The following is a 22,061-nucleotide window of genomic DNA, read 5'->3' as shown; positions in this document are numbered from 1 at the left end:
TCTCTCGATCACGGCATCGCAAACCGCAGCGTCTTGCCGCCGCTCGACATGTCCACCGCGCCAAAGCCCGTCGCCGCGAAACCGCGCGCGCCGCAATCGGTCTGCTCGTTGGTCTCGAACTTGGTCTCGCGCGTGCAAAGCTGCCTGTCACCGCCCCAGTTCAGCGGCTTGTCCTTCAGCTTGACGACGCGGTTGTCGGCGTCGATCGCTTCCGCGAAGCTGAAGATCTGCTTCGGCTGGCCGCTCACGTCAGGGTGCAGGCAGGTCTTGGGATCGATGCGATACCAGCCGCGGCTCGTCACCGATTTGCCGTCGTCGGTGGCGACCGCCGCCATCACCTTGTGCGTGGTGTCGTTGCACCAGGTGAGGCCGGTCGCTGATGGCGTCTGCACCGCATCGACCATGGTCTTGAAGAAGTTCGGCGACGACAGGATGTCGGACGACAATCCACGGCTCTTCAGGAAAGCTGCCAGCGCGCCTTGCGTCTTCGGACCGTCGACGCCGTCGATCGGCGCGGCGTCGTAGCCTGCGATCACCAACAGCCGCTGGATGCCGGCGAGACGGGCCTGCTCGTCGTCATATTCGGAGTCCTCGGCGAGATAGGCGACGAAATTGCCGTCCGCGCCTTGCGTCGGCGTGATCTGGGTGAAGGCGGCCTGGGTCTGGCCGCTGCGGCACTGCCGCGCGGCCGCGATGACGAAATTGTCCTGCGCGACACACAGCGTGTCGCTGCCGTTCTGCGGGATCGGGGATGCGCCGTACACGCCGAGCGCGCGGGCGTTGAGCAGGATGCGGTCGGCGGACAGCGTGCCCTGCACCACCACGCGACAGGTGGCGGGGTCGATCCTGAACCAGCCGCGCGTGGCGGTCGCCGCCTTGTCGTCGATGCCGATCGCGGCCTCGACGACATAGGACATGCGGTTGCAGATCTTGAGGTCGGCGACGGCCGGTGCGGAGGAGAAGACAAACGAGACGGCCGCGGCAGGGAGCGTCATCAGCAAGCGCGTGAAGGCGGAACGACCGTGCCGCCGAGCTCTCCGCTCGTCATGCCCGGGCTTGTCCCGGGCATCCACATTCTTGGTGCGGGTGCAAGGGTCGTGGATGGCCGGGACAGGCCCGGCCATGACGGCTTTCTTTCGCCCGCTCTTCATCACTTGTGGATCAGCGTTCCCGTGCCCGTGTTGGTGAAGAGCTCGAGCAGCACCGCGTGCTGCATCTTGCCGTCGATGATGACGACGCCCTCGACGCCCTGCTCGAGCGCGTAGATGCAGGTCTCGACCTTCGGGATCATGCCGCCGGAGATGGTGCCGTCGGCAATCAGCTTTCGCGCGTCCTTGACCGAGAGCTGCGGGATCAGCTTCTTGGACTTGTCGAGCACACCAGGCACGTCGGTGAGCAGCAGCAGCCGCTTTGCCTTCAGGGCGCCGGCCACGGCGCCTGCAAAAGTGTCGGCGTTGACGTTCAGCGTCTGGCCCTCTTTCGAGGTCGCGAGCGGCGCCAGCACCGGGATCAGCTCGTAGCCGATCAGCTGGTTGAGCAGCGTGAGGTCGACCTTCTCGGGATCGCCGACGAAGCCGAGATCGACCGCCTTCTCGATGTGCGAGTCCGGATCCATGATGGTGCGCGTCGTCTTCGACGCCTTCACCATGTTGGCGTCCTTGCCTGATAGCCCCACCGCCTTGCCGCCGGCCTCGTTGATGTAGCCGACGATCTGCTTGTTGACGGAGCCGGCGAGAACCATCTCGACGATCTCGATGGTGGCGGCATCGGTGATGCGCAGGCCGGCGGCGAATTCCGAGACGATGCCGAGGCGCTTGAGCATGGTCGCGATCTGCGGGCCGCCACCATGCACCACCACCGGATTGATCGCGGTCTGCTCGAGCAGCACGATGTCGCGGGCAAAATTCTTCGCGGTCTCCTCGTCGCCCATGGCATGGCCGCCATACTTGATGACGATGGTTTCCTCGTCGTACTGCTGCATGTGCGGCAGCGCTTCGGACAGGATGCGGGCCTGGTCGAGCGGGGAGATTTCGGTCATGAGGCGGATCTCGCTGGCGGATACTCGGGCCGCGTTCTATCCGATTGGCGGGCGGGGCGCAAAGTGCGTGTTGTTACCTTCGCCCAGAGGGGAGAAGGAAGAGGACACTATTTCCGCACCACCACCGCCGCGAGTGTCACCGCCAGCCAGCTCAAGATCATCACCGATCCACCCGTCGGCGCCGCGTATGGAAACAGCGAATGGCCGGCATATTGCCGCAAGGTGAGGTCGCCTGCGAACAACGCGGCGCCGCTTACGAAACCGAACGCGGCGATGATGCCAATTCCGCCGTGCAGAAGGCCGCGGCCGAGCAGGGCGACGACCGCAAGCATGGCAGTGGCATGAAACAGCAGCATGGCGCTTGCGGAGGCGAGCCGGCTCGCATCGCCGCCATGCGCGGAGGCGGCGGCCAGCGCGATGCCGGCGGCGCCCATCACGCCGGCAAGCCCGATCAGCAGGCGGAATGCCGCGATCACGAGGTCCGCTCGTCCAGCAGCTTTGCGATCGCGGCGCGCAGTTCGGCCATGCCGGTCGCGCTCCGTGACGAGGTCGCGAGCACGTTCGGGAACGCGGCCGGACGTTTGGCGAGCGCGGCCTCGGTCTCGATGATGCGCGACTGAAGCTCGGCGGCCTTGATCTGGTCGGTCTTGGTCAGCACGATCTGGTAGCTGACCGCGGAGCGATCGAGCGTCTTCAGGACTTCGAGATCGACGTCCTTGAGGCCGTGCCGTGCGTCGACCAGCACGTAGACGCGCGCGAGGCTGGTGCGTCCGAGCAGGAATCTGTGGATCAGCTCGGTCCAGGACGCGACCTGGCTCTTCGGCGCCTTGGCATAGCCATAGCCAGGCATGTCGACGAGGCGCAGGTCACCTTTCCCGGGGACCTCGAAGAAGATCAGCTCCTGGGTGCGGCCCGGCGTGTGCGAGGTGCGCGCGAGCGCGTTGCGCCCCGTCAGCGCGTTGATCAGGCTGGACTTGCCGACATTGGAGCGGCCGGCAAAGGCGATCTCCAGCCCCGCCATCGGCGGCAGCGTTTCAATCGAAGGCGATGCCCAGATGAACTGCCAGTCGCGCGTGAACAGCTTTCGCCCGACTTCGATCAGCTTCGCATCTTTGTCGTCGGTCATGCGAAGGCCTCACCTTTCGTCATGGCCGGGCTTGTCCCGGCCATCCACGTCTGCCCGCGGTACCCTCCAAAACGTGGATGCCCGGGACAAGCCCGGGCATGACGATGTGCAGGCATTTGTGCTCCTCGCAATGACGGCTACGTCGCCTCAGTCGTCATTTTTTTTTTGAACGAGTTTCGAATGTTGTCGAACAACTCCACCTTCACGCCGTTACGGCGCATGATGTAGCTCTGCTGCAGCACCGAGAGCGTGTTGTTCCAGGCCCAGTAGATCACGAGGCCCGCCGGGAAGCCCGCCAGCATGAAGGTGAAGATCAGCGGCATCCAGTTGAAGATCATCTGCTGGGTCGGATCCGGCGGCGTCGGGTTCAGCTTCATCTGGAACCACATCGTGATGCCCATGATGATCGGCCAGATGCCGAGCGCGAGGTAGTGGCCGAACAGCGGGATCGTGGTCGGGTCGAACGGGATCAATCCGAACAGGTTGAACAGGTTGGTCGGGTCCGGCGCGGAGAGGTCCTTGATCCAGCCGAAGAACGGCGCGTGCCGCATCTCGATGGTGACGAACAGCACCTTGTAGAGCGAGAAGAACACCGGGATCTGGATCACCACGGGAAGACAGCCGGCGACCGGATTGATCTTCTCCTTGCGGTAGATCTCCATCATCTCCTGCTGCTGCTTCACCTTGTCGTCGGGGTAGCGCTCCTTCAGCGCCTGAAGCTGCGGCTGGACCGATTTCATCTTCGCCATCGAGGCGTAGGACTTGTTCGCCAAGGGGAAGAACAAGAGCTTCACGATCACGGTCACGAGCAGGATCGAGATGCCGAAATTGCCGAAGAAGCGGTAGAAGAAGTCAAGGCCGAGGAACATCGGCTTGGTGATGAAGTAGAACCAGCCCCAGTCGATCAACAGATCGAAATGGTTGAGGCCGAGCTCCTTGTTGTAGCCGCCGAGGCCTGCGAGCGGGAAATTGAGGCCGACCACGCCGGCCTCCTTGGCGCCGGCGAACAGCCGCGCGTTCGTCGTCGTCGTGCCGCCGATCGGGACGGTCTGCTCGCTTTGCAGATAGTCGGTCTGGTATCGGATCTGGGTGCCGGGTTCGGCGACAAAACGGGCCTTGAGCGTTGCCGACGTGTCGGGAAGGAGCGCAGACGCCCAATATTTGTCGGTAATGCCGAGCCAGGCGTTGGTGACGTTGTTGAATTCGAACCCGTGTCCGCCATTGCCGATCGCGGGTGCTTCGCCGACAGCCTTGTAGGCCTTCTCCTGCAAGCCCTGCTCGCCCAGGTAACCGATCAGGCCTTCATGCAGGATGTAGTAGCCCGAGACCTGCGGCGTGCCGTGGCGCGAGATCAGCGCGAAGGGATAGAGTTTGACCGGCGCGTTGCCGACATTGGTCACCTCGTCCTTGATGCCGAAGAGGTAATGGTCGTCGATCGTGACGGTGCGGCGGAAGGTGAGGCCTTCGCCATTGTCGTATTTCAGCATGACCGGTGTGGACGGGGTCAGGCTGTTGGTGCCCTCCTGCTGCCAATCGGTGTTCCGGTCGGGCACCTTTGTGCCACCGGTCCCGGCCACCCAGCCAAATTCTGCGTAATAGGGCTCCGCGGTGCCCGACGGCGAATAGAGGATGATCGGCGGCGACTTCGGATCGACCGTTTCGCGATACTGCACCAGCGCAAGATCGTCGATGCGCGCGCCCTTCAGGGCAATGCTGCCGGTCAAGCGGGGAGTATCGATCTTGACGCGAGGGGAAGCGGCAATCGCTGCGTCGCGGCTGACGGTCGGCTGGCCCGGCTGATTGGCGGTCTGAGGAGCGGAGGGCGCGCCTGCGCTGCCGGGCTGCGGCGTCCCGGAAGCCGTCGGCTGCGGCGTGGTCTTCTGCAGCTCGGCCTGCGTCTGTTGCTGGGCGCGCTGCTTCTCCATCGCCGGCATGTTGTAGAAATATTGCCAGGCGATCAGCACGAGGCCCGACAGGATGACGGCGAGGATGGTATTGCGATTGTCGGTCATCATTCTCTCGTCATCAATCCGGTTTGCGGCTGGTCGCAGGAGCGGGGCCGGGCTTTAAGCCGTCGGTTGTTGGGCCGGTTCTTGAGTCGGTTCTTGGCCCGACCTTTGGGCCGCGTCCCTTGTGCGTATGCCGCGCGGGCTTCGCGAACGCTATGCGCAGATCGTCGAGCATGGTGGCGAAGCCGCGCGAGAGCGCGTCCCTTCGGCCGACCAGCACGTAATCATGATGAGGTTGCATCGACACCGGATCGAGCCGCTTCACCAGTTCGCGAAGCCGGCGCCGGATGCGATTGCGCTCGGGGGCGTTGCCGTTCTTTTTGGTAACGGTGAAGCCGATCCGGATCGGGCCGCTGTCGTCTCGGCCAAGGTTTTGGCGGTCAAGGCTTTGGCGGTCACGGCTTTGCAGGACGAACGCGGGACTATTCACCCGCGCGCCATTGGCAACGGCGAGGAAATCCGCCCGCTGCCTCAGCCGATCCATGATGAAATCCCAAAAAGGGGGTCCGGCTCAGGCGCTCAGACGCTTGCGGCCGCGGGCGCGGCGGGCGGCGAGAACCTTGCGGCCGCCGGCCGTGGCGAGACGGGCACGGAAGCCGTGACGGCGCTTGCGCACCAGTTTGCTGGGTTGATAAGTCCGCTTCACGGGTTTTTCTCCGCTGACCGGGCAATTTGCCTGTAGAATTGATGATAAAGTCCGGAAGATGCGGCCCAAAACGGGCCTTTTTCGGCCCCAAGAGAGCCGCTCCCGGCGTCACACCGGGTCATCGCGGACAATTGGCCGGCTTATAAGCGAGCGCCTTCTTTTCGTCAACGCCGCACAAGCGCTCAATTCCGGCGAATATCGCTGCTTGTGCGGGGTTTTTAACCCTTGTGGTAGCGACTCGCCAAATCTGCGCTTACATCCCACCTCGGCAGATTGACGATCTGTAATTTGACCGGGCCGGGGGGCGGGCCGCATCTTCATACCCGCCAAATCCTCCATCCGGCCCAATCTTAATCCGGCAAAGGCAGCGAGGGCGAATTTCGTGGCAGCGACAGACCTCCAGCCGATCCAGGATCAGGATCAGCGGGACCCGCCGGCGGCGCGGCCGCGTGGGACGCGCGGGCTTGGGCTATCAGGCAAGCTGCTGCTGCTCACCGTTCCCCTGGTGATGATCGCGGCCGTCCTGCTCTACGTGCCTGCCATCGCCAACTTCTGGGTCAACCGGCTCAACGACCGCGTGGCGGCGGCGAACACGGCGGCGCTGGTGCTCGATGCCGCCCCGCTCGGCATGGTCCCCGATTCGCTGTCGCGCGAGATCCTGAAAAGCATCAATGCCCGCGCCGTCGCCATCAAGATGGGCCAGCAGCGCCGTCTGCTCGCCAGCGACAATCTGCCGGTCGCCATCGAGCACGACATCGACCTGCGCGACATGACGGCGTGGGAGGCGATCACCGGCTCGTTCCGGATGATGCTGGAGACCGGCAACCAGTCTATCCGGATCGTCGGGCCGGGCGTCGGCAACGCCCAGTTCATGGAGATCGTCACCGACGAGCTGCCGCTGCGGCAGTCGATGTACCGCTTCTCCCGCAACGTCGTGGTGGTAGCGCTGATCATCGCGGTGCTGACCGCGGGCCTTGTCTATCTCGCCATGCACTATCTCTTCGTGCGCCCGATGCGGCGGCTGACCGCGAGCCTGGTCGGATTCCACGAAAATCCCGAGAGCTCGGCGGGGATCATCGTGCCGAGCCAGCGCAGCGACGAAATTGGCGTCGCCGAGCGCGAATTGTCGGACATGCAGCGCGATCTGATGTCGATGCTGCATCAGAAGAGCCGGCTCGCCGCCCTCGGCCTCGCCGTCTCCAAGATCAACCACGATCTGCGCAATCTGCTGGCCTCGGCGCAGCTACTGTCGGACCAGTTGGCGAGCGTGCCGGATCCGCGGGTGCAGCGCTTCGCGCCGAAGCTGGTGCGCTCGCTCGAGCGCGCCATCGCCTTCTGCCAGTCAACCTTGTCCTATGGCCGCGCCCAGGAAGCCGCGCCCGACCGCCGCATGGTCCTGATCGAGCCGGTGGTGCTGGAGGTGCGCGAGACCGCGGGCCTCGCCAGCGACGCCTCGATCGCCTGGGTCGCCGCGATCGAGCGCGGGCTCGCGGTCGATGCCGATCCGGACCAGCTCTTCCGCGTGCTGCTCAACCTCGTCCGCAACGCCGCCCAGGCGCTGGAAAGCCATGCGTCGGCCGAGGGCGGCGCGCAGCAGATCCGGATCACGGGAAAACGCGAGGGCGCGGTCGCCATCCTGGAGGTCTCCGACACCGGCCCCGGCGTGCCCCAGAAGACCCGTGACCATCTGTTCGAGGCGTTCCAGACCTCCGGCCGTCCCGGCGGCAGCGGCCTCGGCCTTGCGATTGCCGCCGAGCTGGTCCGCGCCCATGGCGGCGACATTCATCTGGTCGAAGGCACCATCGGCGCCACCTTCCGGATCGTCATCCCCGACCGCCCGGTGGAACTGCTCTCCATCCGCAACGAGCGGCAGAGGGCGTAGAGCATGATCCGGACCCGAAGGGCCGCGTTGGCGCAAAGTGCGAAGCGGTTTTCCGAAAAGATCATGCTTTAAACGATAATCTAAAGCGCGATAAGGACATATCGCGCTTTGGTCGGCCGGAGGCCGACACCGGAAACGGTCATTTCCCTGCAAAATCTTCCCAATCCGGACCTTGCCAAGTGGAGCAAGAGCGGTTAGTCAGAGCGCTCTTTCGCACCCCTCCGGCGTCGCCGGGGGCTGCCTGCGGGCCACGCCCGCAATCGCTGTTTGCGAAAACGCGCCCGTAGCTCAGCTGGATAGAGCATCAGACTACGAATCTGAGGGTCGGACGTTCGAATCGTTCCGGGCGCGCCATTTTACGCATTTTATGCGATATCGCTTCCCGGTATTTGAGATACCGCATCGGGCCACCACGAGCCCGCTATCCGTCGCCTGGGCCTGAAGCATCAGTCGACTAATCGGCGAGCCCCAAGACAAAGGCCAATGCAATACCGAGCCGAGCCATGTCTTGGCTGCCGAGCCGTCCGATCTTCTGCCCGATTCGCTCGCGTCTTATGGTGACCGGCTTATCAGCCATCACTTGCGATTTGAGCCGCAAGCCATTTTCGGGGTTGGGCTCAATGGTGACGCGAAAATCCGGAGCATCCGCCAGATCGGAAGTTAGCTGGCAGACTACCACTGAAGCATGGTTCTCCGGAAAGGCATCAGTCTGCACGATAACGGCGGGACGAGGCTTGCCATAGTCACCGGCCGCCGCAACAGTCACCAGATCACCGCGGCGCATCTGCATCAAACTCGGAGACCGATTCGATCCACTTCATTGCGTCACGCTCGCGATCCAGGTCGAGGCCGGCGACCTGTTTCGCCACCCGTCGTCGTACCGCCCGCGAGCGCGGGTCGGCAACGACGAGACGCAACTCGCGCAGCCCCCGCGCGCGCCGCCGCTGCCGCATGATCTTCATCCTCTCGGCTGGCGCCGCCATGGGGTTTCTCCAACTGTAACGCGTAACAGCGTAACGCGTTACAGTTGGAAGCGCAAGAGTCGGGCGAGACCCCCCGGGCCCGCTGGGCGCTTAAGGCCGCCGCTATCGAAGGGTAACCGAACCACCCTGGAAATCAGCAGTCAGGTGGTCCCTCGACGCGGTGTGCAAGATCGCGGAGCATCGCAACTTGCCGATTGGAGGGCATGGCAGGTTGGAGCATCATAGTGCCACGCGAAGCAATGGTGCCCATCTTCACCGGCCGTGGGCGCCATTCATCATTCGGCTTTCACGCGCTCTTCGGCCGAAAGGCGACGATGGATCCGGTTGGATCGTCTTCGCGCATCGCCGCCTCGATAGCCTTCGCCAACGCGGCCTGGTCGAACGGCTTTGACAGGCGCGGCAGGCTGGATGGTGCGTCGCTGGGAATCTCTGCGTACCCCGTGCTCAGGAGGATGACCGTCCCGGGGCGCTCCGCGGCGACAGCGCTGGCCAGCTGCAGTCCGGTCATCCCGGGCATGGCATAGTCGGTAACAACCAGGTCGACGGTACGCGTGCGGCGGAGCAAAGCCAATGCCTCGTCGCCCGAGCGCGCCTCGACCACGATGTGCCCGAGATCCTCCAGCATCGCCGCCGTGTTCTCGAGCACCAGGAGGTCGTCGTCGACGACAAGCACGGAAAGCTGCCGGCTGGCCCGCGGTACGGGTGCCGGAGCTTCCGCGCGCGGATCTGGCGCCGCGGTCTCCCCAGCCATCGGCAGCCAGATTTCGGCTGTCGTGCCCTCTCCGGGAAGGCTTCTCAAAGCGAGCTTGCCGCCGGACTGCTCGGCAAGTCCGTGGACCATTGACAGGCCGAGCCCGGTGCCCTTGCCGACACCCTTGGTCGTAAAGAACGGCTCCTGCGCGTGCTTTAGGGTCTCGTCATCCATGCCGCAGCCCGTGTCGCTCACCGAGAGCGCAACGTAGTCCCTTGTCGCAAGGCCGCCATCGCCCCGCTCTCCGCGAGCGGCGATGGTGATCAGGCCACCACCCGGCATCGCATCACGCGCGTTGACCGCCAGGTTGAGGACAGCCAGTTCGAGCTGGTTCGCGTCGACCCTCACCTTCGGCAGGTCGATCGGAAACAGCGTCTCGACACGAATTCCGGCCTCGAACTTCAACAATGAGGCCATGCCGTGCACCAATTCGCGGACATCGACGACCGCCGGCTTGAGATCCTGTTTACGCGCAAAAGCGAGCATACGCTGGGTCAGGGAGGCGCCCCGCTGCGCGCCCAGCATCGCGTTGTCCACCAGGCGCTGGATCTTCGGGTCGCCCGACGGCAGGCGCTTCTTCAGAAGTTCGAGGCTGCCGAGAACGGCCGCGAGCAGGTTGTTGAAGTCGTGGGCCACGCCGCCGGTCAGCTGGCCGATGGTTTCCATCTTCTGCGACATCATCAGTGCTTCGCGCGCCCGATCCAGCGCATCCTGCGCCCGTCGCCTTTCGCTGACGTCGCGCACGATCTTCGCAAAGCCGGCGATTGCGCCGCTCTCGTTCCGTACCGCGACGATCGTTGCTTCCGCCCAGAAGCGGCTGCCGTCCTTGCGGACACGCCAGCCTTCGATTGCCGCCTTCCCCTCCCGCTCGGCCTCAACAAGCGCGTGCGCCGGGGCCCCGGCCGCGCAATCTTCCTCGGTATGAAAGATCGTGTAGCTCGTCCCTACGATGTCATCGCCATAGCCCATCAGCCGGTGCGCGCCGAGGTTCCAGTTGCCCACGCGCCCGTCCGGATCGAGCATGAAGATCGCGTGGTCGACGATACCTTCGACAAGGAGCCGAAAGCGTTCTTCGCTGCGCCTCAGTGCGTCGGCCTCGCGCTGGGCGCGCTCCGCGGAAGCCCTGTCATAGACGGCAGCCGCGATCCCGATGCTCAGGATCACAATGGTGATGCCGGCGAGCAGGAACGCGAGTGGCGCCTGACCGACGCCGAGAGGTCCTGTCTGCCGGGCCATCGTGCTCGTCGGCAGGAACATGGCGCCTTCCATCGCGGCGTAGTGCATGCCGGAGATCGCAAGGCCCATCACCAATCCCGCGAACAGCCGCTGGACCGCGTTGGTGTTGCGAAAGGCGAGCCAGAGCGCCACGATCGAGGCGCTGATCGCGATCAGGATCGAGAGCACAACCCACCGGAGATCGTACTCCATGACGGCCGCCATTCGCATCGCGGCCATGCCGGTATAGTGCATGCCGGAGATACCAAGTCCCATCGCGAAGCCGGATGCGAGGAGCGCCCGTGGGCGTCGTCCGACGACGGCAAAGGCGGCCGCGGCGACGACAATCGGAATGACAAGCGAGAGGAGAGTCAGGAATGGATCGTACGAGAGCTGGATTCCAGGCAGGCTGAAGGCCAGCATGCCGACGAAATGCATGGACCAGATGCCGCCGCCCATGGCGATCGCAGCGGCTGCCAGCCAGGATCGGCGGGCCCTTCCCGAAGCAGCTCGCATTCGGGTCGCCAAGTCCAATGCCGTATAGGAGGCGAGTGCCGCGATCAGAATCGATAGCGCGACCAGGACGGGATCGTGAAAAGCCGCATGCTGATGCATTTCGGCTGACGCTAGCCGAACTTACGTTCGCGTTTGCGCAAAATGTCCTCCCCCGATGACGCCGAATCATCCTCGGCACCAAGATCGTTCCCGCCTGACAGGACCGCGCCAATGACGGCCGCGGCCTCCGTACCCTCGTCGGACGAGAATCAGTTGAGATAGTACCGGCCACGAGGCTGCACCGCAAAGGTGGCAGCAAGTCGGCTGGTTCCCGCCAGGTTGCATGACGAGCGGCCGCCTGCCATACGCGAGGGCATCGTCACGCGCAGCTACGCCGGCAAGGGCGTGGTGCGCGACGAATGGCAAGATCCAGGCACGCTCGGCCGGCGGTGTGAGGCGCAGCACGCAAGATCACCTGTAATCTGCTTCACACGCAAACGCGCCCAATCACGCTACATGGAACAAGCCGCGCCTCCGCGCGGCCTGTTCGGAGCTGGCGATGATGGCTGCACTGGCAAAGGCGATATCCCGCGCGACGAGAACCAAATTCGATGTCGAAACTCTGAAAGTTATCGTGATCTTCTCGGGCGCGGGCTTGCTGCTCTCGCTCGTGGCGGCAATGATCTACGGACAGGCTGTTAACGCCGCCTTGTTTTGAGAGCACGCGAGTAGACCGCGACGAGCTCGGCTCGGGATTTTGATGATGGCCCGTCAGACTGATCCGGTAACGCTGGTGCTCACCGTCCGAATACCGCCCGAGGGTATCGCGGACTTTCGCGCCTATGAGGATGCCGTCTTGCCGCTGTTGCCCGCGTTCAACGGGCGTACCGTCAAGAGCAATGTGTCAGCCTCACCAGGGTATGGTCCCGCCGGCGCTGTTCGATCCATCCGACTCGGAGGCATAGCTGCGACCGAAATTGCCCGTGTCCGCGGGTCGATGAAGCCGATATGTTCCTCGCATGTGGCTTCCGGAATTAAACATCGGCTGGTTGCAATAAGGTCCGAGACTTACGACCGAGCGCAAAGGACGCCTATAAACGATCGAGATTTGCCAGTAGCCAGATCTTGAATTGGACCATTTTTGGGGTCCAATTCTCGACCTTCGACGCTGCTCGGGCGACGATGAAGGCTGCCGACGAACACGCGATTTCCATTGTCGGCTCCCCACCATGCTTGAGCCAATCGCGCTCCATATTCAGGATCGAGATCCACTGTTTCTTATCGAAGCGCTCCAACGCCTTTGGCGCAGACTTAAGTTCGCCAAACATATGCGAGCCGACACGCTCGATCATGCCCTCGGCGGCTCCGGCGAGCGTCAGTGCAATGTCGAAGTTTCCTGCCACCAGTGCGTCAACGGCGGCGTCGACCTGACGACTCATCGCCTGCTCCAATGTGAGATGCAGCGAGGGCCCGACGGGAACGTGCAGCGACGATTCCGGGAGCGACATGAGGCTACGTGCCAACTTCCTCGCGAGATGACAGGCTCTCCAATAAACCCTCCTCCGATCCGAAGAGCTGGTAAGCATTCAAGCCATAGTCGTTGAGTTCCCGAAGAACCCTTGCGCGCTCGGTGCTGGCGATTTCGAATTTGTAGATAATGTCCTGTTGAAACTCCTTCTTGGGATCAAACGGACGGCAGACGTTACTGTGTTCATAAAAATACGGTCCTGAATCGTTCCACATAGTGCAGATAGTGTACTGTGACCTCTGCGCGAAGTGGCGTTTCGGGCCTGATACGTATGGCCCACACACGCGGATCGCTGGTAAGTCACTTCCCCCAACTTTCATCCCACTCTTGTCGCGCTCGCGATAAGCAAAAATCGCGACACGGTCGGTGGATGTGTACGAGCGGAAAGCAAAGAACGCAGCAATGAACGGGGACATGCTCCAATCAAGCAGGGGCGATGGAAATCCGTGGTGGCGCAGGTGAGCCATATATGCGTAGTGCGGGAGCGACCCCATCGAGAAGCGAAGAGAAAATCTCTCATATTGCGTGCACGAATCTTCGATGACGGCGAAGTTGATTTCCTCGTCCTCAGTCCATCGTCGTCCCGAGTAGGCTTCGATTTCCGGTTTTACCCGAAGAATTAACCCGTAATGGTGAGCGACCAGGTCACTGTGACGGGATCGATCTAGTGTCGTATCCAAGGTCCATTCACTAGAGGCGTGACCTCTGAACAGAACTGATCCGTTCTCTTCACGCGCCTTCTCGGTCAGAGTCTTAGCTTGCGCTTTGAATCCTTCCCACGAAAGTTCATTTTCGCTCACGGGATGCTCCGGCATTCGGCGCTCTAGCCAACGTCAGCCGCAGGGCAAGCGCAAAGGACTGTTCCCCACGGCGCGATGACCTGCGCGATTGTTGCTCAGTTATGGTTAGGAGAAGCTGATTGACTGAAAGCTCGCGCCCAGATGCGCGAAAACGTGCTGGTTAGAAATGCGCACCCCATCACAAAGCTTACGATTGATCCTCCCAGGGTGACGTATTCCCAAAGCCATCCGGGCATACCAAATCGAGTAAATGATATCTTCAGACGTATGTCGTCCGACGCCTCAGCAAGCTCGGGTTCGTGTTCATTTATACTGACGCCTGTTTGATCGATCGAGGCAATCTTTTGTCGAGCGGCTTTGTCGAACCTGGGGCTGTCAGCGATTTCGTGCTTCACGCTCAGAATGGCGACGACTTCGGAAAGACCGGGATCTATGGTGGGGGCCCAGATAAGCTTCGTCGGCAAGCGTGCGCCCTTAGCGAGTAACTTAGCTTCCGACTTTCCATGAACGTTTAGCGCGAGATTGATGGGCCACGCTAAACGATCGATGGGCAACACCCTATCGGGCTTTGGCTTCTCTGCGATAGATTTTAGGCGCTCCTCCTGAGAAAGTCTTACAGTGACCTGAGCCGCCGAGCCATTTGCAATCCTTTCTGTATATTCGATCGCCAAATTGGTTCTTATGATCTTTAACGTCGGGTCCGGCTCGGCGGACGCTAGTTTGAGTGTGTGCACATCCGCAGGCTCGCTTTCCGAGTCGTTTATCTCGGACGAAGCATCAATCTTGCGAATAATCGTTTCCTTCAGTGGGTCCACAATCCAAAGGATGAGCAACACTGCGCTGGTGACTAGCGAGAACGCGGCTGCCAATTTTTCGATGGTTCTTAGGCCCATCTCTTGCGTCCCGGCGCATAAAAGGCTTGGTGATAAAGAAATAACAACCAAGGATAGCATGAGCCGAGAGTTACGGCAATCGCACGAGAATGTCCTCGCAAGCCTCTGCAAAGGCATTCCCGTCACCGGCCAGCGGCCGGTCGCTCGCAGCTGCGAAGCCGCTGATCGACGCAAGCGTAAAGACGGCGTTACGGGGTGTCTGCTTCTCGCGACTAGTGATCCACCGTTTGCCTCAGCGCCATCCCAGCGCCGGCGCGACGTGCGTGAGGATCGCCTCGATTGCGTGCGCGCAGTAATCCACGCCCAGCTGGTTCGGGATCGTCAGCAGCAGCGTATCGGCCTCCGCGATGGCCTGGTCCTGTCGGAGCTGCTCGATCAGCACATCCGGCTCGGCGGCATAGGAGCGGCCGAAGATCGCCCGGGTGCGCGGATCGATGAAGCCGATCTGGTCCTCGCCTCCGCGGTCGCCGCCAAAATAGGAGCGGTCGCGATCGTCGATCAGCGCGAAGATGCTGCGGCTGACGGACACGCGGGGCTCGCGGCGGTGGCCGGCCTCCTTCCACGCGGCACGATAGCTGCGGATCTGCGCGGCCTGCTGCACATGGAAGGCTTCGCCGGTCTCGTCATTCTTGAGCGTCGAGCTCTGCAGATGCATGCCGTGCTTGGCGGCCCAGACCGCCGTCGCGTTGGAGCCGGCGCCCCACCAGATCCGTTCGCGCAGGCCTTCCGAATGCGGCTCGAGCCGCAACAGCCCCGGCGGATTCGGGAACATCGGCTGCGGATTGGGTTCTGCAAACCCTTCGCCGCGCAAGACGTCGAGAAAGACCTCGGCATGCCGCCGGCCCATGTCGGCGTCGCTCTCGCCGTCGGCCGGTTGGTAGCCGAAATAGCGCCAGCCATCGATCACCTGCTCGGGCGAGCCACGGCTGATGCCGAGCTGCAGCCGCCCGCCCGCGATGAGATCGGCGGCACTAGCGTCCTCCGCCATGTAGAGCGGGTTCTCGTAGCGCATGTCGATCACGGCCGTGCCGATCTCGATCTTGCTGGTCCTGGCGCCGACGGCGGCGAGCAGCGGAAAGGGTGAAGCAAGCTGCCGCGCGAAATGATGCACGCGGAAATAGGCGCCATCCGCGCCGAGCTGTTCTGCCGCGACCGCAAGCTCGATGGATTGCAGCAGCGTATCCGCCGCCGAGCGGGTCTGCGATTGCGGCGAGGGCGTCCAGTGCCCGAAGGAGAGGAATCCGATTTTTTTCATTCAGGCAACATATGGCCGATCGGAAGCGTTTGCGAGACGCCGACCGAGGGAGAGATGGCGACAGGCGTGGACCCGTAAGCGCCTCCCGGAGGAAGCAGCCACCGGCCTGGACTGCTCGTGGAGTTTTCAGATTTCGCAGCGGCTCAAATTCAAAGCCTTGAGCAAGCCGCCGAAAGCCTTGAGCCGACACGGCTCGGTCGCGCTGGCGGCCTTTGCGCGCTGAACATCGGCGGTCCGCTTGGCAACGATTGGCTTTGGCTTCGGCTTGCGAGGTTTGGCGGCCGCGATCGTCTTCGGATCGGGCCGATGACGGACGATCGGTTCCGGCGCGGGCGAGCGGACATGGATGTCTGGCGGAGCACCGGGGTTTTCGACTGAAGCTGCCCCTGTCGGCATCGCGCTGCTCGCAGCGGCAACCGCAAAGCGATCGGTCTTGGCCGACGCGTCATACGAAGCAGAGATGTTTGCGCTCTGCTCGGCAGGCGGCTGAACGGTCGCAACGACGCGACGCGGCGGCGCGCTCAGTTCCATTGCAGACAGCACTCCGACGCTGAAGAGGATCAGGAGGCCCAACAACGCCATTCTCAGCATAGGACGCCTCCGGCCTAGGTCAGTGTCGCTCAAACTTCTCCGCAGCAATGAGGCGGCTTGTCGGCAGCTGCGCGAAGCGCGAGCAATCATTTGCCGACAGGGTTAACGTCGTTGATGTTCCTGCAGGTGCCGTAAACGCTCGCGCTCACGTGTGGGCAGACCGGCATCAGGTCACACAAGTCGGTCTGCGAAGCCTCAGCTGAACATCACGAGAGCGATCGTCATGTCTGCTATTTGGGGAAAGCCTGACGCCCCCTGACCGATTGGCCAACAGCAGCTTCTGATCCGTGGTTCGCGGGTGTCCCAACCTATGGAGCGCTCTTCAAACGGATGATGGTCAACACTGTATGGGCAATCGGCTTCATCTTCGTCGTGATATTTCTGGGGCTTACCGGTGAATACGCTGTAGTCGTTATCTGCGGTTTTTCTGTTGTGAACGGCGTGATGTCGTTTCTTTTTTTACGCCAGCGCCTGCGAATGCGTGATTGAGAGTAGCTCAAACGCATGCCGTCCCGCCGAATGCTACTTGGTGAAGAACCAGATCACCGGTGCGGCCGTTAAAAACAAGATGATCAGGATAAGCGCTAGGCGGCCCAACTTGGCCAACGCGCCAACTTCAGAGAACTTGCGGTTTGGCATCTTGTCGAGCCATCGCCGAAAGCGCGCCAAGTATGGCCCAGTTCCACTCAGATCCAACCATTCCAGCATTCTGAAAGACTGCCTGTGCCCCGTCTAGGAAGCATTAATACGACCAACAGGGCACATGCGTGGGTTTAGGAAAGGTCCGCTAGTGGGCCCGTTCGAGACGTGCCAGCCCGAGCTGACCACGTCCGCTTATCCGGTTAACCCTGAAGTCATCGCCTCACGGCCAAACCGACGCAATTGGCCCCTTGCTGAACCGCAAAGGCGAACTGGCCATGTCCGGTTTCGCGAGCGGAACGGACACCACGTACTTTGCGGCTATCGGGTTATGACTACGCCCCGTAGCGCGCATCCGCCGTCGCATTGATGCCGGCTGTGTTGACGAAGCCGTGACGCCTCAGGCGTAGGCGACCCAGCCACGGAAAGTGAAGCCGGCATAGAACACAGTCGGATCGGAGAAGCCGGCCTGCCGCAAAATTGCTTCGTCCTGCGCGGGGGTGAGAATTTCCAGATGGTTGGTGACGGCGTTCCGCGCGGCCGCCGCCTGATCCGGCTCGACGCCGGACGCGGCGAGGTACGCGGAGTACCGCGAGAGCCACAGCGGGCGTTCCTCTTCGCCATTCGGCGCGCTCAAATGCGCGACCACGAAAGGCGCGCGCGGCTTGAGCCGGCGGCGGATCTCCGAGGCGATACGGCGTCGCTCGGCGACATCGACGAAGTGCAGCGTCAACAGGCAGGTGGCGCCGTCGAACGGGCCTTCCGGAGCATCGTCGATGTAGCCTTGATGAAGGCGCGCGCGCGGCGCGAACGATCCCAGGGTTTGCCTCGCAAGACCCAGCATGGCCGCGGACGGGTCGACGCCGTCGAACCTCCAGCCCTGATGCGCTTGCGCGAAAGCCTTCAGCTCTAGGCCGCCGCCGGCTCCAAGGACGAGGATCCGTGCATCGTCACGCGCGCGCTCGGCCAGGAGGATCGCCGCCATGGACAGCATGGCATTATAGCCAGGCACGAACCGCGGCGGTCCTTCGGTGTATCTCGCCACCGCTTGCGGATCGGAAAACATGTTCTGAACGTCGGCCATGATGTCGTCCTTGCTGAATGGGCCGATCACGCCCCATGCGCGCTCATGCCCTGAAGCTTCCGGGAGCCGACGCGCTTGCGCAGATCGTCGCCCAGCATCGCCAGCGTCACCTCGCCAAAGCGCGACAGCAGCAGCGCCTGCGCATCGCCGAACGCCTGATCGAGCGCGGCATTGACGGCCTGCTCGACCAGGCAGCCCGGCGCCTCGGTCCTGTTTCCCATGGCCAGAAGCGACGGACTGCCGAGCGCGGCGTAGACGTCGCGCAGCGTCACCTTCGAAAGGTCGCAAGCCAGGGTCCAGCCGCCGCCGTGGCCCTTTTCGGAGCCGACGTAACCGAGGTCCCGAAGGCCCGCCATGATGCGCCGGATCACCACCGGGTTCGTAGCCATGGCCCTTGCCAGGGTCTCGGACGTGAACGGACCCGGCTGCTGCGCCATGTGCAGCAGGACGTGGAGCACGCCGGACAATCGACTGTCTCGTTTCATGTAACTTTATATGTTACATGATCGCATTCAAGTCAACCGATTTCGGCGCGAACCTTCCGATCTCACGCTTCGACCGGAAGCGAACTGCACGCCGGCAGGTCTGTGCAGAATCTCGTCGCAAAGCTCAGGCGGCTGACGACGATGCGAAACGGAACGTTCTATGGATGGCGCGTTGTCGCCGCGGCCTTTGGTCTCGCCGTTCTCGGCCTGGGGTTCGGCTTCTATGGGCCGCCGATCTTCCTGAGTGCCGTTCGCGAAGCTCACGGATGGTCGCTGGCCCTGGTATCGACGGCCGTCACCGTGCACTTCCTGGTGGGGTCGATCGTGACAGCCAATCTGCCGACGCTCTATCGGCGCTTCGGCATTCCGGCTGTGACGAAGGCCGGCGCGCTGTCGCTCGCCGTCGGCGTCCTTGGATGGGCAATAGCAGCGACGCCGTGGCAATTGTTCGGTGCGACGCTGTTGAGTGGTGCAGGCTGGGTGACGATGGGCGTGGCCGCGGTCAACGCCATCGTGTCGCCCTGGTTCGTCCGCCGTCGTCCCGCGGCACTCGCTATCGCCTATAACGGCGCAAATGTCGGGGGGATCATCTTTTCGCCGCTCTGGGCGGCGGCCATTGCGGTGCTTGGGTTTGCCGTTGCGGCAGCAGCCATCGGCCTGATCTTGATCGTGGTCGTATGGCTACTTGCGAGCACCGTGCTGTCGCGCACGCCGGAGCAGACCGGATCGATGCCGGACGGCGCCCTCGCCGCGGAGACTGTGTCGGCGAAGGCCGCACGACCGCTGCCGGGATCGTTACTCTGGCGCGACCGCAAATTCCTGACGCTAGCGGCCGGCATGAGCCTCGGGCTGTTTGCACAGATCGGCCTGACCGCCCACCTCTTCTCGCTGCTGCTGCCTGCGCTCGGCGCGCAATGGACCGGGCCGGTGGTGGGATTGATCGGCCTCATGGCGATCGCCGGCCGGACGCTGCTGGGCTGGCTCATGCCTGGAAGCATCGACCGTCGGCTGGTGGCCTGCGCCAGCTACGCCGTTCAAATCACCGGCTCGATCATCTTCATCGCCGCGGCTGGAACGAACGTTCCGCTGCTGATCCTCGGTGTTGTCCTGTTCGGCCTCGGGTTCGGCAACGGGACGTTCCTCCCGCCGCTGATTGCGCAGGTCGAATTCGCTCCGGAAGAGGTACCGCGTGTGGTCGCGCTGATCGTTGCGATGTCGCAAGGCGCCTATTCATTTGCGCCGGCGGTCTTTGGTTTGATCCGCGAATGGCTTCCGGCCGGCACGGGCGCCACGCCCGGCTTTTATGTTGCCGCAGCGCTGGTGCAGGGACTGGCGATCTGCGCATTTTGGGCGGGGCGCCAATCGCGCCGCCGAGCCGATGCGGCCTGATCAACCGCGCGATGGCCAATGCGTCCGATCATGCCATCCTGCGCCTGTTTTGCCCGACGGCGCAACGCCCTTCGGCAAACGCCTAAGCCATTGATCCCGCTCATGCCGGCTACTGTGCATGGGGTTGTTTTCGAGGTTTTTGTTTTGGATGGCACCAAAGCGTCAGGCGGAACCTGATCGCATCCCGATTGTGGCTACTTCATCACCCGCAGGCCCTTGGTCGTGAACCGCTGCGTCTTGTCGCCGGGACGAACCGGTCGCCGCGTGCCGGCGGCCTTGCCGGTGCCGGGTGGCTGGTGTGCGGGCACGAGTTGGTCGGGGCGGGAGCCGATCAGATCGGCGCGACCCATCTCTTTCAGCGCTTCGCGCAGCACCGGCCAATTGTCGGGGTCGTGATAGCGCAAAAACGCCTTGTGCAGCCGGCGCTGGCGCAGGCCCTTGATGGCCTCGACCTTGTCGCTGCCGCCGCGGCGCACGCCGCGCAGCGGGTTGACGCCGGTGTGGTACATCGCGGTGGCGGTCGCCATCGGCGAGGGCAGGAAGGTCTGTACCTGATCGGCGCGATAGCGGTTCTTCTTGAGCCAGAGCGCGAGGTTCATCATGTCCTCGTCGGTCGTGCCCGGATGCGCCGCGATGAAATACGGGATCAGATAGTATTTTTTGCCGGCCTGTTCGGCGGCGGCATCAAACATCCGCTTGAACTGGTTGTAGGCGCCGATGCCGGGCTTCATCATCTTGTCGAGCGGGCCGCGCTCGGTATGCTCGGGCGCGATCTTCAGATAGCCGCCGACGTGATGGGTGACGAGCTCCTTGATGTATTCGGGGCTCTCGACCGCGAGGTCGTAGCGCACGCCGGAGGCCACCATCACCTTCTTGATGCCCTTGGTCTCGCGCACCTTGCGATAGAGCCGGATCAGATCGTCATGCGAGGTGTTGAGGTTCGGACAGATCTCGGGGAAGACGCAGGACGGCCGCCGGCACGCCGCCTCGACCTTCGGGTCCTTGCACGCCATCCGGTACATGTTGGCGGTGGGACCGCCGATGTCGGAGATCACGCCGGTGAAGCCGGGCGTCTTGTCGCGGATCTTCTCGATCTCGCGCAGGATCGAGCCTTCCGAGCGGTTCTGGATGATGCGGCCCTCGTGCTCGGTGATCGAGCAGAAGGTGCAGCCGCCAAAGCAGCCGCGCATGATCGTCACCGAGAACTTGATCATGTCCCAGGCAGGAATTTTGGCGTCGCCATAGGACGGATGCGGCGCGCGCGCATACGGCAGATCGTAGACCGCATCCATCTCGTCGCTGGTCAGCGGGATCGGCGGCGGGTTGAGCCAGAGATCGCGATCGCCATGACGCTGCACCAGCGGCCGCGCATTGCCGGGATTGCTCTCCCGGTGCAGCACGCGTGAGGCGCGCGCATAGGCTTCCTTGTCCTGCTCGACCTGCTCCAGCGCCGGCAGCCGGATCACCGTCAGGCCTTTCGTCCGCGAAGCGCCCTCGTCGGCGGAGTCGAGATCGTCGGCGTGCAGCTCGACATAGTCGTCGGGCACGCGGCGGAACAGCGCGACACCCCTGATGTCGTCGAGCTCGCGCGGCGCCTCGCCGGCGGCAAGACGATTGGCCACCTCGACGACGGCGCGTTCGGCATTGCCGTAAAGCAAGAGGTCGGCCTTGGCGTCAGCCAGCACCGAGCGGCGCACCTTGTCGGACCAGTAGTCGTAATGCGCGATCCGGCGCAGCGAGGCCTCGATGCCGCCGAGCACGACGGGGACGCCCTTGAACGCCTCGCGGCAACGCTGTGCGTAGACGACGGTGCAGCGGTCCGGCCGCTTGCCGCCTTCGCCGCCCGCGGTATAGGCATCGTCATGGCGCAGCCGGCGGTCCGCCGTGTAGCGGTTCACCATGGAGTCCATGTTGCCGCCCGTGACGCCGAAGAACACTTTTGGCTTGCCGAGCGCCTTGAACGGCTCGGCCGAATGCCAGTCCGGCTGGGAGATGATGCCGACGCGAAAACCCTGCGCCTCCAGCAGGCGGCCGATGATGGCCATGCCAAAACTGGGATGGTCGACATAGGCATCGCCCGTCACCAGCACGATGTCGCAGGCGTCCCAGCCGAGCGCATCCATCTCGGCGCGGCTCATCGGGAGGAACGGCGCCGGCTTGCGCGGGCGCGCCTGCGCCATCAGGGGCTTTTCGGCGGCGATGATCTGGATGTCCATGGCGCTTACGCATAGGGCTCCGGGACGGCGAATACA

At 63.2% G+C, this 22,061-nt stretch carries 21 protein-coding genes and 1 tRNA gene; 4 read left to right on the top strand and 18 right to left on the bottom strand.

Annotated features, from left to right (window positions below; all coding sequences use genetic code 11):
* Positions 1–8: 8 nt before the first annotated feature.
* The 7 genes from IVA88_RS17145 to rpmH form a co-directional block, all read right to left on the bottom strand.
* On the bottom strand, positions 9–995 hold the full coding sequence (locus tag IVA88_RS17145; protein WP_247498394.1) for a DUF1036 domain-containing protein: 987 nt from the start codon (positions 993–995) through the stop codon (positions 9–11).
* 155 nt (positions 996–1,150) lie between these two features.
* The gene (gene argB, locus IVA88_RS17140) at positions 1,151–2,038 is read right to left on the bottom strand and encodes an acetylglutamate kinase (RefSeq protein ID WP_007597683.1); all 888 of its coding nucleotides are present in this window, start codon (positions 2,036–2,038) and stop codon (positions 1,151–1,153) included.
* Positions 2,039–2,145: 107 nt separating this feature from the next.
* Positions 2,146–2,511: a DUF423 domain-containing protein gene (locus IVA88_RS17135; RefSeq protein WP_247498439.1), complete on the bottom strand. Its 366-nt coding sequence runs from the start codon at positions 2,509–2,511 to the stop codon at positions 2,146–2,148.
* Positions 2,511–3,164 (bottom strand): ribosome biogenesis GTP-binding protein YihA/YsxC, encoded by a 654-nt coding sequence (gene yihA, locus IVA88_RS17130; RefSeq protein ID WP_247498393.1) that lies wholly within the window; start codon positions 3,162–3,164, stop codon positions 2,511–2,513. The genes IVA88_RS17135 and yihA overlap by 1 nt, the downstream gene beginning before the upstream one ends.
* Before the next feature lie 137 nt (positions 3,165–3,301).
* Complete coding sequence (gene yidC / locus IVA88_RS17125) at positions 3,302–5,176, bottom strand: membrane protein insertase YidC (RefSeq protein ID WP_247498438.1); 1,875 nt, start codon at positions 5,174–5,176, stop codon at positions 3,302–3,304.
* Between the two features lie 13 nt (positions 5,177–5,189).
* Complete coding sequence (gene rnpA / locus IVA88_RS17120) at positions 5,190–5,657, bottom strand: ribonuclease P protein component (RefSeq protein WP_247498392.1); 468 nt, start codon at positions 5,655–5,657, stop codon at positions 5,190–5,192.
* Positions 5,658–5,684: 27 nt separating this feature from the next.
* Entirely contained in the window at positions 5,685–5,819 is a 135-nt protein-coding gene (gene rpmH / locus IVA88_RS17115) for a 50S ribosomal protein L34 (RefSeq protein ID WP_008542748.1), read from the bottom strand.
* Positions 5,820–6,201: 382 nt separating this feature from the next.
* Here rpmH and IVA88_RS17110 point away from each other — a divergent pair, with 382 nt between their 5' ends.
* Together IVA88_RS17110 and IVA88_RS17105 are read left to right on the top strand one after the other, a co-directional pair.
* Positions 6,202–7,701, top strand: a complete 1,500-nt coding sequence (locus tag IVA88_RS17110) for a HAMP domain-containing sensor histidine kinase (protein WP_247498391.1) — start codon at positions 6,202–6,204, stop codon at positions 7,699–7,701.
* Between the two features lie 277 nt (positions 7,702–7,978).
* Positions 7,979–8,055: transfer RNA gene (locus IVA88_RS17105), tRNA-Arg, on the top strand.
* 100 nt (positions 8,056–8,155) lie between these two features.
* Here IVA88_RS17105 and IVA88_RS17100 read toward each other — a convergent pair.
* The 3 genes from IVA88_RS17100 to IVA88_RS17090 form a co-directional block, all read right to left on the bottom strand.
* Positions 8,156–8,485, bottom strand: a complete 330-nt coding sequence (locus tag IVA88_RS17100) for a type II toxin-antitoxin system PemK/MazF family toxin (protein ID WP_247498437.1) — start codon at positions 8,483–8,485, stop codon at positions 8,156–8,158.
* Positions 8,472–8,684 carry an antitoxin MazE-like protein gene (locus IVA88_RS17095; RefSeq protein ID WP_247498390.1) on the bottom strand — a complete coding sequence of 71 codons (213 nt, stop codon included), beginning with the start codon at positions 8,682–8,684 and terminating at the stop codon, positions 8,472–8,474. Before IVA88_RS17095 ends, IVA88_RS17100 begins: the two co-directional genes overlap by 14 nt.
* Before the next feature lie 286 nt (positions 8,685–8,970).
* Positions 8,971–11,265 (bottom strand): MHYT domain-containing protein, encoded by a 2,295-nt coding sequence (locus tag IVA88_RS17090; protein WP_247498389.1) that lies wholly within the window; start codon positions 11,263–11,265, stop codon positions 8,971–8,973.
* Between the two features lie 439 nt (positions 11,266–11,704).
* Between IVA88_RS17090 and IVA88_RS17085 the strand changes: the two genes are divergently transcribed.
* The gene (locus tag IVA88_RS17085; protein ID WP_247498388.1) at positions 11,705–11,863 is read left to right on the top strand and encodes a hypothetical protein; all 159 of its coding nucleotides are present in this window, start codon (positions 11,705–11,707) and stop codon (positions 11,861–11,863) included.
* A 373-nt stretch (positions 11,864–12,236) separates the two neighbouring features.
* Here the strand turns inward: IVA88_RS17085 and IVA88_RS17080 are convergent, their stop codons facing one another.
* The 7 genes from IVA88_RS17080 to IVA88_RS17050 all read right to left on the bottom strand — a co-directional run bounded on the left by IVA88_RS17080 (position 12,237) and on the right by IVA88_RS17050 (position 18,420).
* On the bottom strand, positions 12,237–12,584 hold the full coding sequence (locus IVA88_RS17080; protein WP_247498387.1) for a hypothetical protein: 348 nt from the start codon (positions 12,582–12,584) through the stop codon (positions 12,237–12,239).
* A 73-nt stretch (positions 12,585–12,657) separates the two neighbouring features.
* Positions 12,658–13,473, bottom strand: a complete 816-nt coding sequence (locus tag IVA88_RS17075; protein WP_247498386.1) for an FRG domain-containing protein — start codon at positions 13,471–13,473, stop codon at positions 12,658–12,660.
* A gap of 95 nt (positions 13,474–13,568) precedes the next feature.
* Positions 13,569–14,366, bottom strand: a complete 798-nt coding sequence (locus IVA88_RS17070; RefSeq protein WP_247498385.1) for a hypothetical protein — start codon at positions 14,364–14,366, stop codon at positions 13,569–13,571.
* A gap of 232 nt (positions 14,367–14,598) precedes the next feature.
* Complete coding sequence (locus IVA88_RS17065; protein ID WP_247498384.1) at positions 14,599–15,621, bottom strand: LLM class flavin-dependent oxidoreductase; 1,023 nt, start codon at positions 15,619–15,621, stop codon at positions 14,599–14,601.
* A gap of 126 nt (positions 15,622–15,747) precedes the next feature.
* Positions 15,748–16,302 carry a hypothetical protein gene (locus IVA88_RS17060; protein ID WP_247498383.1) on the bottom strand — a complete coding sequence of 185 codons (555 nt, stop codon included), beginning with the start codon at positions 16,300–16,302 and terminating at the stop codon, positions 15,748–15,750.
* 949 nt (positions 16,303–17,251) lie between these two features.
* Entirely contained in the window at positions 17,252–17,935 is a 684-nt protein-coding gene (locus IVA88_RS17055) for a class I SAM-dependent methyltransferase (protein ID WP_247498382.1), read from the bottom strand.
* Between the two features lie 26 nt (positions 17,936–17,961).
* The gene (locus IVA88_RS17050) at positions 17,962–18,420 is read right to left on the bottom strand and encodes an Rrf2 family transcriptional regulator (RefSeq protein WP_247498381.1); all 459 of its coding nucleotides are present in this window, start codon (positions 18,418–18,420) and stop codon (positions 17,962–17,964) included.
* Positions 18,421–18,561: 141 nt separating this feature from the next.
* Between IVA88_RS17050 and IVA88_RS17045 the strand changes: the two genes are divergently transcribed.
* On the top strand, positions 18,562–19,809 hold the full coding sequence (locus IVA88_RS17045; protein ID WP_247498380.1) for an MFS transporter: 1,248 nt from the start codon (positions 18,562–18,564) through the stop codon (positions 19,807–19,809).
* 194 nt (positions 19,810–20,003) lie between these two features.
* On the opposite strand, the gene IVA88_RS17040 is transcribed toward IVA88_RS17045, so the two are convergent.
* Complete coding sequence (locus tag IVA88_RS17040; protein WP_247498379.1) at positions 20,004–22,025, bottom strand: YgiQ family radical SAM protein; 2,022 nt, start codon at positions 22,023–22,025, stop codon at positions 20,004–20,006.
* Between the last annotated feature and the right edge of the window lie 36 nt (positions 22,026–22,061).

The organism is Bradyrhizobium sp. 149, from assembly GCF_023073915.1.
Classification (GTDB): domain Bacteria; phylum Pseudomonadota; class Alphaproteobacteria; order Rhizobiales; family Xanthobacteraceae; genus Bradyrhizobium.
The sequence above is the reverse complement of the archived record's forward strand: the minus strand, read 5'-3'. Positions and strand labels throughout refer to the sequence as shown.

What these genes read in the sequence shown, in the direction of transcription:
- IVA88_RS17145 (WP_247498394.1), bottom strand. Translation starts at nt 995, where the DNA reads ATGACGCTCCCTGCCGCGGCCGTCTCGTTTGTCTTCTCCTCCGCACCG.
- argB (WP_007597683.1), bottom strand. Translation starts at nt 2,038, where the DNA reads ATGACCGAAATCTCCCCGCTCGACCAGGCCCGCATCCTGTCCGAAGCG.
- yihA (WP_247498393.1), bottom strand. Translation starts at nt 3,164, where the DNA reads ATGACCGACGACAAAGATGCGAAGCTGATCGAAGTCGGGCGAAAGCTG.
- yidC (WP_247498438.1), bottom strand. Translation starts at nt 5,176, where the DNA reads ATGACCGACAATCGCAATACCATCCTCGCCGTCATCCTGTCGGGCCTC.
- rnpA (WP_247498392.1), bottom strand. Translation starts at nt 5,657, where the DNA reads ATGGATCGGCTGAGGCAGCGGGCGGATTTCCTCGCCGTTGCCAATGGC.
- IVA88_RS17100 (WP_247498437.1), bottom strand. Translation starts at nt 8,485, where the DNA reads ATGCGCCGCGGTGATCTGGTGACTGTTGCGGCGGCCGGTGACTATGGC.
- IVA88_RS17095 (WP_247498390.1), bottom strand. Translation starts at nt 8,684, where the DNA reads ATGGCGGCGCCAGCCGAGAGGATGAAGATCATGCGGCAGCGGCGGCGC.
- IVA88_RS17090 (WP_247498389.1), bottom strand. Translation starts at nt 11,265, where the DNA reads ATGCATCAGCATGCGGCTTTTCACGATCCCGTCCTGGTCGCGCTATCG.
- IVA88_RS17085 (WP_247498388.1), top strand. Translation starts at nt 11,705, where the DNA reads ATGATGGCTGCACTGGCAAAGGCGATATCCCGCGCGACGAGAACCAAA.
- IVA88_RS17080 (WP_247498387.1), bottom strand. Translation starts at nt 12,584, where the DNA reads ATGAGTCGTCAGGTCGACGCCGCCGTTGACGCACTGGTGGCAGGAAAC.
- IVA88_RS17070 (WP_247498385.1), bottom strand. Translation starts at nt 14,366, where the DNA reads ATGGGCCTAAGAACCATCGAAAAATTGGCAGCCGCGTTCTCGCTAGTC.
- IVA88_RS17065 (WP_247498384.1), bottom strand. Translation starts at nt 15,621, where the DNA reads ATGAAAAAAATCGGATTCCTCTCCTTCGGGCACTGGACGCCCTCGCCG.
- IVA88_RS17060 (WP_247498383.1), bottom strand. Translation starts at nt 16,302, where the DNA reads ATGATTGCTCGCGCTTCGCGCAGCTGCCGACAAGCCGCCTCATTGCTG.
- IVA88_RS17055 (WP_247498382.1), bottom strand. Translation starts at nt 17,935, where the DNA reads ATGGCCGACGTTCAGAACATGTTTTCCGATCCGCAAGCGGTGGCGAGA.
- IVA88_RS17050 (WP_247498381.1), bottom strand. Translation starts at nt 18,420, where the DNA reads ATGAAACGAGACAGTCGATTGTCCGGCGTGCTCCACGTCCTGCTGCAC.
- IVA88_RS17045 (WP_247498380.1), top strand. Translation starts at nt 18,562, where the DNA reads ATGCGAAACGGAACGTTCTATGGATGGCGCGTTGTCGCCGCGGCCTTT.
- IVA88_RS17040 (WP_247498379.1), bottom strand. Translation starts at nt 22,025, where the DNA reads ATGGACATCCAGATCATCGCCGCCGAAAAGCCCCTGATGGCGCAGGCG.